Raw genomic sequence first — 9,009 nt, 5'->3', positions numbered from 1 at the left:
AACGGTCGAGGCCCCTGGTGGAATGCCGGGGCTTCGCACATGAATCAGGCCCTGCCGAGGAAATGGTTTTATGACCAGGGACTGATCTCGGTACTGGATACGGTAAGATGGCTTAAACGTTCTGCATGAACCGCCGTGGTACGGAACCGTATGCCCGGTGGTGTGAGAGGACAGGGGAGGCGACTCCCCTTCCTACTCGATTGTTCTAGTCACACGAGTATCGACGCCATGGAAGAGCAAAAGCCCGTCGTACCCATTCGCATTTTGGGCATAGACCCTGGCTCCCGGGTAACCGGTTACGGGGTGATCGATATTATTGGCGTTAAACCCTGCTACGTAGCGAGTGGCTGTATCCGCACGGCAGAAGGGGCCTTGGAGCAGCGCTTGGCGCAAATTTACGCCGGTCTTAGCGAAGTCGTCGGCCTGCATCGACCCTCCCAGGTGGCCATTGAACGGGTATTTATGGCCAAAAATCCCGATTCAGCGCTGAAGCTTGGCCAGGCTCGGGGGGCGGCAATGGTGTGTATGGCCAATCATGGCTTGAGCCTTGCCGAGTACGCCGCGCGGCAGATCAAGCAGGCGGTGACCGGCCAGGGCGGCGCGGACAAAGAGCAGGTGCAGCATATGGTGACCGCCATTCTGCAGCTCTCTGATACTCCCCAGGCCGATGCAGCCGACGCGTTAGCCATTGCGTTAGCCCATGCTTATAACGGCTCTGTGTTTAGCAGCCATGGCTTGCCCGCTGCGCCATCTCGGGGCCGCCGTCGCTCAACTGGACGCTGGCGGCTTTAATTCCCGCTGTACCGCTGGCTGAACTACTGGTCACCTGTACAGAGTCGCTTTATAGTAATCACCTGTTTTTCACTCTATTTTTTTCATTCCGGTGCGAGCGTATTTATGATTGGACGTCTGAGTGGTCAGCTAGTGGCAAAGCAACCTCCCTGGATTGTAATCGACGTTCATGGCGTAGGTTACGAACTGGAAACCTCAATGAATACGCTGGTCGCACTTCCTGCGATTAACGAGAGCGTCTCATTATTCACCCATTTAACCATTCGTGATGATGCCCACTTACTCTATGGCTTCGGCCGTGAGCATGAACGTGCTCTGTTCCGCGCCTTGATCAAGGTCAATGGCGTAGGGCCCAAGCTTGCACTCGCCATCCTGTCGGGTATGGACGAAGACGCCTTTATGCGCTGCGTCCGTGATGACGACAGCAAAGCGCTGACAACCCTGCCAGGAGTGGGTAAGAAAACCGCAGAGCGGCTGATTATTGAAATGCGCGACCGTTTTCCCGAGTGGGAAGATGGCAGCGACGCGCTACTGCCCCTTGAAGCCACCAATGGCCGTGCTTCTACCCGCGATAGTCTTGCCGATGCGGAAGCCGCGTTAGTTAGCTTGGGGTATAAACTGACTGAGGCGTCGAAAATGCTCGCCGATATCGACCCCAATCAGTCTACCGAAGCGCTGATTAAAGCCGCGCTCACCCAGCGCATGGGTGGCTAAGCAGGCAGCGGTGTGAGTACGAAATTGTGGGTAGTGGATAGACCTTTGTGAATAGACCTTTTGAATCGCCATAAAGAAGAGCACCTATGTTAGAACACGATCGGCTGATCGCCGCTGAGCCTGAACAGGGGGAGGGGCGCATTGATTACGCGATTCGCCCCAAGCGGCTGGATGACTATATTGGCCAGCCGCGTGTGCGTGAACAACTGGAAATCTTTATCGGCGCCGCGCGGCTGCGTGAAGAGAGCCTGGATCACACTCTGGTATTTGGCCCCCCAGGGTTAGGTAAAACGACCCTTGCGCATATTATTGCCACCGAGATGGGCGTCGGTATGAAGTCGACTTCCGGGCCGGTACTCGAGCGGGCAGGCGATCTAGCCGCCATGCTGACTAATTTAGAGCCTGGCGATGTACTTTTTATCGATGAAATTCATCGCCTGTCACCGGTGGTCGAAGAAGTGCTCTACCCGGCCATGGAAGATTTTCAGCTCGATATTATGATTGGCGAAGGGCCTGCGGCACGTTCGATTAAACTGGATCTTCCCCGCTTCACCCTGGTGGGCGCCACGACCCGGGCAGGATTATTGACCTCCCCGCTGCGTGACCGATTTGGTATCGTGCAGCGGCTTGAGTTTTATAACCTGGAAGAGCTAACAGAAATTGTCTCGCGTTCAGCGCGCTTGTTAGGAGTTGAAACCAGCCATGATGGCGCCATTGAAGTGGCCAGGCGTTCAAGGGGCACGCCGCGAATTGCCAACCGACTGCTACGCCGGGTGCGAGATTACGCCGAAATGAAAGGTAACGGCGTCGTCGATGTCGCCATGGCTGATGCGGCTCTCAATATGCTTAATGTGGATCACCACGGCTTGGATCATATGGATCGGCGGCTACTGCTGGCCATGATCGATAAATTTGACGGTGGGCCGGTGGGTATTGACTCACTCGCCGCGGCGATCAGTGAAGAACGTGACACGATCGAAGACGTTATTGAGCCCTATCTTATTCAGCAGGGCTTGATGATGCGCACTCCCCGCGGCCGGGTGGCCACCCGCCAGGCGTGGCTGCACTTTGAGCGCGTGCCCCACGAACAGGCAACCGATATGGAGGGAGAGCGCCGTCCGTGAGTAGCTGCACAAGAGAAGGTTATCGACTGCCGCTGCGCGTTTATATGGAAGATACTGACGCAGGCGGCATTGTCTACTACGTTAACTACTTGAAGTTTATGGAGCGTGCGCGTAGTGAATGGCTCCGCCAGTTGGGCCTGAATCAGCAAACGCTGCTAGACGAAGGTACACAGCTAGTGGTATACCGCTTGGCCTGTCACTACGCGAAACCGGCTTACTTGGATGACGCGTTGGAAATTAGTGCTCACGTTACCAACGTTGGGCGCTGTCGGATGACATTTGAACAGCAGGTTTGGCGTAATGAGGAACTCCTATGCTCTGCCACAGTCGAGATAGCCTGCTTGAGCACCGAACGTTTACGGCCAAAAGCATGGCCAGCATCGCTTAAAGTTTTGACCCAGGCCTCTTAACCAAGAGGTCACTCACTGCGTCGGCAATCCCGACCCTAATAGATTGATGAGGGCACCTGTGAACGATAACACCATGTCCATTCCCCATTTGATAATGAATGCCAGTACTGTAGTGCAACTGGTAATGCTGCTGCTACTGGTGGGGTCGATCCTCTCTTGGGTAGTGATTTTTCAGCGCAGTATTGCGCTGGGCCGCGCCAAGAAAGAGTACAACCAATTTGAGGAGTCTTTTTGGTCAGGTGTCGACTTAAACGAACTCTATCGTGAGATTCCTGCCGATGACCCGCGCCACGGCGCCGAGCATATTTTTCAAGCTGGTTTTCGTGAATTTAACCGTTTGATGCCTAAAACCCGTGACCCGGATACCGTGCTGGAAGGCGTTCAGCGTAGCATGCGCGTAGCGTGGTCTCGGGAAGAGGATCGCTTAACCCAGCATTTAGTGTTTCTTGCCACGGTAGCCTCAGCTAGCCCCTATATCGGCTTGTTCGGCACTGTATGGGGCATCATGGGGTCGTTTCAGGCACTATCACTGACTCAGCAAGCGACCCTTGCTACGGTGGCTCCCTGGATTGCTGAAGCGCTCATTGCCACAGCCATGGGTCTATTTGCGGCGATTCCAGCGGTGATTTTCTATAACCGCCTATCCAACTCGTCTTCTCGCCTGCTGGGCAAATATGAAGACTTTGCCGAAGAGTTTCACGCTATCCTGCACCGCAATTTGCAAGGTCGTGACGGCAAACCGAGCGCCAGCTAAGGGAGAGAGCCATGCAAGGACCATTCAATCGTAGCGGCAAAAGCAAGCCAATGGCGGAGATTAACGTCGTCCCTTTCATTGACATCATGCTGGTACTGCTGGTGGTCTTTATGATCACCGCGCCCATGTTGACCCAGGGCGTACAAGTTGAGTTGCCGCAAGTCACCTCTCAGCCCATTGATATCCAGGAGGATAATGATCCGATCATTATCTCGGTTGATAGCGACGGTGGGTACTTCATCACGCTTGGGGAAGACTCCACGTCGGTGTCGCTGGATGAGATGTCCTCACGAGTGACAACGATTATAGAGCGTCGCCCAGGCACACCGGTAATGGTACGCGGCGACCGTAATGTGGCCTACGGTCAGATTGTCGTCTTGATGAGCACTCTGCAAGGCGCTGGCGTGGCTAATGTGGGGCTGCTATCTGAGCCGTCAAAAGATGGGTAAGGGCAAGGCGCAGCACATGGCACTGAAATCCCCGCGCGATCCTCAAGACGTCGGCTATAAGTGGCCGACTGTTCTGGCGATAGGTGTGCACGTAGCGATTGTAGCGTTTAGCTTGATCAGCCTGCCTAATCGAGACGCAGAACCTGACAGCTCCTCGATCGTACAGGCAACGCTGGTAAGCACCGAAACCTTTACTGACCAGGCGCAGCAAGCAACGGAAGAGCAGGCGGCGATGAATGCGCCTGCTGAAGCCCCCACCGAGCCTGATGCACCGGAAGAGCCTTCAGCTAGTGAACAGCAGGCCGCAGCCGAGCAGCAAGCCGCAGAAGAAGCCGCCCAACAGGCGGCGGAAGCCGAGGCGCAGGCGCTAGAAGAAGCACGTGCGGCTGCGGAAGCTGAGGCCCAACGTAGAGCTGAAGAAGCGGCTGAGCAGGCCGAACGGCAGGCTGCTGAAGCGGCTGAACGTGAAGCCGAAGCGGAAGCTGCCGCAAAGCGCCAGCGTGAAGTGGAAGAGGCACAACGCCAGCAGGAAGCCGCCGAGCAGCAGCAACGCGAAGAGGCAGAAGCAGAACGCCAGCGCGAAGCCGAAGAACAGCAGCGCCGTGAAGCGGAAGAAGCCGAGCGTCAGCGCGAAGCTGAAGAGCAGCAGCGCCGTGAAGCGGAGGAGGCTGAACGCCAACGCGAAGCTGAAGAACAGCGATTGCGTGAGCAAGAGGAGGCTCAGCGAGAGCGAGAGGCCGAAGCACAGCGTCAGCGTGAAGCCGAAGAGCAGCAGCGTCGTGAAGCAGAAGCTGAGCGCCAACGCCAAGCCGCAGAAGCTGCCGAGGCGGCTATGCAGCGCCAACTGGACGGTGAGGCCGAAGCAGCTGCCAATGCCCAGCAGGCTGAGCAGGCTGCAAATAATTTCAGCAACATAATGAAACGAGCTATTGAACAAGCCTGGATAATTCCTGGTGGATCAAGTGATAGTATGCGGGCTTCTGTCAATGTGCGTCTGGGGCCTTCGGGGGAGGTATTATTAGTAAACGTAACATCATCGAGTGGCGATAGTGCCTTTGATCAATCCATTATTCAGGCGGTTGAGCAAGCGGCACCGTTTTCTGAGCTACTACAATTATCAGAAGATCAACAGCGTGAAATCCGACGCAATATCACTTTGAACTTTTCCCCAGGGGGAGTCCGTTGATGCAAACTCAAGTGTTAAAGAAATTTTGGTTATTGTGCTTGCTGTTCACTTTTAGCAGTGTGGCAAGTGCTAACTTAACCATTGAGATCACGCGGGGCAGCGATCAAGCGCTGCCGATTGGTGTCGTGCCATTCGCCGGTTCAGACGGCCTTCCCGAAGATGTAGCACAGATTGTTCAAGATGACCTTGAACGCAGTGGCTATTTTGCCCCCTTGGCGCGCAGCGCTATGTTTGAGCAGCCTAGCCAATCTGACGATGTGCAGTTCGGTACCTGGCGTTCGCTGGACGTGCGCTATCTGGTCGTCGGCCAGGCAGAACAAACTGACGGTGGCTTTGAACTACAGTTTGAACTGATGGATATCAGTGGTCAGCGTCGAATGATCGGTGAAACCGTGACAGTGAGGGGAAATGACCTGCGCGGTGCTGCACACTATATCAGCGATCAAATTTTTGAAGAGATTACTGATATCCGCGGCGCGTTCTCCACCAAAATTGCTTATGTCACGGCCCAAGGTATCGGTGACGATATGCAGTTTGGTCTGTACGTTGCAGACGCCGATGGTCGCCGTAGTGAGCAGGTGTTGACCTCTGATGAACCGATCATGTCACCGGCGTGGTCGCCCGACGGCACCAAGCTCGCCTATGTCTCCTTTGAGACTGAGCGTCCGGCGATCTATATCCAGGATGTGGCGACGGGCCAGCGCGTGCAGGCGACCTCCTTCGATGGCATTAACGGCGCGCCAGCATGGTCACCGGATGGGCGGCGTATCGCCATGTCACTGTCTAAAGATGGCCAGCCTGAAATTTACATTATGGATGTTGCCAACCGTTCAGTAGAGCGCATTACCAATAACAACAGTATTGATACGGAGCCCGCTTGGGCGCCGGATGGACGCAGCCTGTTGTTTACCTCTGATCGTAGCGGCGGCCCCCAGCTCTATCAATATACACTGGGTGGCGGAGAGTCCCAGCGCCTGACATTTACCGGTAATTATAATGCGCGTGGCCGCTTCTCGCCGGATGGCGAGCAAATATTCTTGATCCATCGCTCTAGCCGTGGTTATCAAGTAGCAAGGCAAGACCTAAGCGGTGACCGCTTAGTGGTATTGAGTGAATCAACAAGAGATGAATCTCCTAGTGTTGCGCCGAACGGGACCATGGTAATCTTCGCTACCCAGCAGGGTAACAGTGGGGTACTAAGTGCTGTTTCTGCCGATGGTCGCTCTTCATTCAGGCTGCCGTCAGCACAAGGCGATGTTCGTGATCCAGCTTGGTCACCCTTCTTAAATTGATTAACATCAAAATTTCAGTTTTCAGGCAAGGAGTCTGATTATGCAACTTAAACCGTTGGCTCGCTCATTAGCAGCAGCGCTATCTATCGTGGTAATCGCTGGCTGTTCCAGCACCGGCGGAACCCAAGACGGTGACTCGTACGGTAGCCAGGATGGCAGCGCGACTGGGTCTAGCACCTCGGGTACAGGCACGGGTAGTCAGTATGGTTCCACCTCTGGTTCAGGCGCTGGTCAGCAGGCTGATTCACGCATCCCAGAAGTACGCACCATCTATTTCGATTACGACCGCGATACAATTAAGAGCGAGTACGAATCCGTGGTAATGGCTCATGCGCGCTATCTGCGTGCTAACCCGAACGCTCAAGTGGTACTCCACGGGCATACTGATGAACGCGGTACCCGTGAATACAACATGGCGCTAGGGGAGCGTCGTGCGAATGCGGTAGAACGCTTCTTGAATATTCAGGGCGTCTCTCCTTCACAAATGAGCGTGGTTAGCTATGGTGAAGAGCGTCCGGCTGTCAATGGCCAAGACGAGAGCGCTTACGCTCAGAACCGCCGTGTTGTATTTAACTACTGAGCATTTAACGATTGAATGCTTAACCACTGATGAATTCGGCGTGCGGCTTATCGCACGCCGTTTACGTCTACGGAGTCATCATGAATCACAGTCTCAAGCGTTACGTTGAGAGGCTGTGCGGTGCGGGAGCCATAGTGCTCCCGCTGTCCGTATTGCCCCTAACGGCCACCGCTCAACAGCCGCTCGTTCAAGATCTTTCCAACTCTTCCAACAGCAGCTTTTACCAGCAAACGCAGCGCCAGGAAGCGTCCAGCGGTAACCTGGTATTGTTTAACCAGGTGCAGGAGCACCAGCAGGAGATCCAGCAGCTGCGTGGTCAAATTGAAGAGTTACGCCACCAGTTGGAACAGCTGCGCCGTCAATCCCAGCAGCAGTATCTCGATATTGAAGACCGCCTGATGAGCAGCGGTCCAACTCAGATTGAGCAGTCAACACCAGCAGTCGAGCCTGAGGCCGCTGAAGAAGTTGTTAACGCGCCTTCGAGCCGCAATGTCAGTGAGGACGCCCAGGCCGATTACCAAGCGGCTTTTGCGCATGTTCAAGCGCGCCGTTTTGATGAGGCGATTGCGGCCTTTGAGGCTTTTGTTAGCGACCATCCTGATACTAGTCTAACGGCTAATGGTCACTACTGGCTGGGCGAGCTATATGCTGCAGAAGGCGAGCTGGATGCCGCCGACCAGGCATTTAGCCGTGTGATCGAGGAGTACAGCGGCAGCAGTAAAGTGCCGGATGCGATCTATAAGCTAGGCTTAGTGAAAGCACGTAAAGGCGAAGCAGAGCGCAGCCGTGAGCTACTCGAGCAAGTGCGCGATGACTACCCGCAAAGCAGTGCCGCGGGCCTTGCCAATGACTTTTTACGCCAATCAGCAAGTTAATATCTTTTGCTTCAAGGAATCAGCATGAGCTGCAAGATCGACTATCAACCAGCGCCCAACCTATTGGAAAATCGCATCGTGTTGGTAACCGGCGCAGGGGACGGGATTGGCCGTGCGGCAGCGTTGAGCTATGCCCAACACGGAGCCACCGTGATTCTATTGGGGCGCACTATTGCCAAGTTAGAGCGCGTTTACGATGAAATCGAAGCGGCCGGTGGCCCCCAGCCAGCGATTTTTCCGCTCAACTTTGAAGGCGCTACGCTAAAAGATTTTCATGATATGGCGGAAACGCTGGATAAAGAGTTTGGCCGTTTGGACGGGGTGTTGCATAACGCTGGGTTGTTGGGTCGCATCACGCCTTTCGAGCAGTATAATCCTGAGCTCTGGCAGCAGGTGATGCAGGTGAATATCAATGGGCCCATCTGGATGACCCAGGCACTATTGCCGCTACTGCAGGCGTCTGACGATGCATCGGTGATATTCACCTCCTCCAGCGTTGGCCGTAAAGGCCGCGCCTATTGGGGAGCGTACTCGGTCTCTAAGTTTGCCACCGAAGGGTTTGTCGAGGTGTTGGCCGACGAATTGGATAACCAGTCCACGGTACGCGTTAATTCACTCAATCCGGGTGCCACACGGACTCAAATGCGGCGTACCGCGTTCCCCGGTGAGGATCCCTTCACACTACGCACCCCGGAAGACATCATGCCTACCTACTTATGGCTTATGGGGCCAGACAGTGCAGGCACCAACGGTCAAAAGCTTGATGCCCAGCCGCCACGGGTATAGCGCTTACTTTTAAACCCCTTATCAGCACGTCGATGCCCGCCGGTACT

Annotated in this window: 11 protein-coding genes; all 11 read left to right on the top strand. The window is 55.0% G+C overall.

What is annotated here, in order from left to right; translation table 11 throughout:
- The first annotated feature begins 228 nt into the window (after positions 1-228).
- The 11 genes from ruvC to HALA3H3_RS20880 all read left to right on the top strand — a co-directional run bounded on the left by ruvC (position 229) and on the right by HALA3H3_RS20880 (position 8,962).
- The gene (gene ruvC, locus HALA3H3_RS20930) at positions 229-792 is read left to right on the top strand and encodes a crossover junction endodeoxyribonuclease RuvC (protein ID WP_022523490.1); all 564 of its coding nucleotides are present in this window, start codon (positions 229-231) and stop codon (positions 790-792) included.
- A gap of 105 nt (positions 793-897) precedes the next feature.
- Entirely contained in the window at positions 898-1,506 is a 609-nt protein-coding gene (gene ruvA, locus HALA3H3_RS20925; RefSeq protein WP_009286690.1) for a Holliday junction branch migration protein RuvA, read from the top strand.
- 86 nt (positions 1,507-1,592) lie between these two features.
- A complete protein-coding gene (gene ruvB, locus HALA3H3_RS20920) occupies positions 1,593-2,630 on the top strand; it encodes a Holliday junction branch migration DNA helicase RuvB (protein ID WP_022523489.1) in 1,038 nt (345 codons plus the stop codon).
- On the top strand, positions 2,627-3,040 hold the full coding sequence (gene ybgC, locus HALA3H3_RS20915; RefSeq protein WP_009286692.1) for a tol-pal system-associated acyl-CoA thioesterase: 414 nt from the start codon (positions 2,627-2,629) through the stop codon (positions 3,038-3,040). Before ruvB ends, ybgC begins: the two co-directional genes overlap by 4 nt.
- Before the next feature lie 58 nt (positions 3,041-3,098).
- Positions 3,099-3,794: a protein TolQ gene (tolQ, locus tag HALA3H3_RS20910; RefSeq protein ID WP_007114222.1), complete on the top strand. Its 696-nt coding sequence runs from the start codon at positions 3,099-3,101 to the stop codon at positions 3,792-3,794.
- An 11-nt stretch (positions 3,795-3,805) separates the two neighbouring features.
- Positions 3,806-4,243, top strand: a complete 438-nt coding sequence (tolR, locus tag HALA3H3_RS20905) for a protein TolR (protein ID WP_022523488.1) — start codon at positions 3,806-3,808, stop codon at positions 4,241-4,243.
- Between the two features lie 16 nt (positions 4,244-4,259).
- Entirely contained in the window at positions 4,260-5,429 is a 1,170-nt protein-coding gene (gene tolA, locus HALA3H3_RS20900) for a cell envelope integrity protein TolA (RefSeq protein WP_230805427.1), read from the top strand.
- Positions 5,429-6,721: a Tol-Pal system beta propeller repeat protein TolB gene (tolB, locus tag HALA3H3_RS20895; protein ID WP_022523486.1), complete on the top strand. Its 1,293-nt coding sequence runs from the start codon at positions 5,429-5,431 to the stop codon at positions 6,719-6,721. The genes tolA and tolB overlap by 1 nt, the downstream gene beginning before the upstream one ends.
- A 40-nt stretch (positions 6,722-6,761) precedes the next feature.
- Complete coding sequence (gene pal / locus HALA3H3_RS20890; protein WP_022523485.1) at positions 6,762-7,301, top strand: peptidoglycan-associated lipoprotein Pal; 540 nt, start codon at positions 6,762-6,764, stop codon at positions 7,299-7,301.
- An 80-nt stretch (positions 7,302-7,381) separates the two neighbouring features.
- Positions 7,382-8,176: a tol-pal system protein YbgF gene (gene ybgF, locus HALA3H3_RS20885; RefSeq protein WP_022523484.1), complete on the top strand. Its 795-nt coding sequence runs from the start codon at positions 7,382-7,384 to the stop codon at positions 8,174-8,176.
- Between the two features lie 24 nt (positions 8,177-8,200).
- A complete protein-coding gene (locus HALA3H3_RS20880) occupies positions 8,201-8,962 on the top strand; it encodes a YciK family oxidoreductase (RefSeq protein WP_022523483.1) in 762 nt (253 codons plus the stop codon).
- Positions 8,963-9,009 lie beyond the last annotated feature (47 nt).

Source organism: Halomonas sp. A3H3, from assembly GCF_000982975.1.
GTDB lineage: Bacteria > Pseudomonadota > Gammaproteobacteria > Pseudomonadales > Halomonadaceae > Vreelandella > Vreelandella titanicae.
The sequence above is the reverse complement of the archived record's forward strand: the minus strand, read 5'-3'. Positions and strand labels throughout refer to the sequence as shown.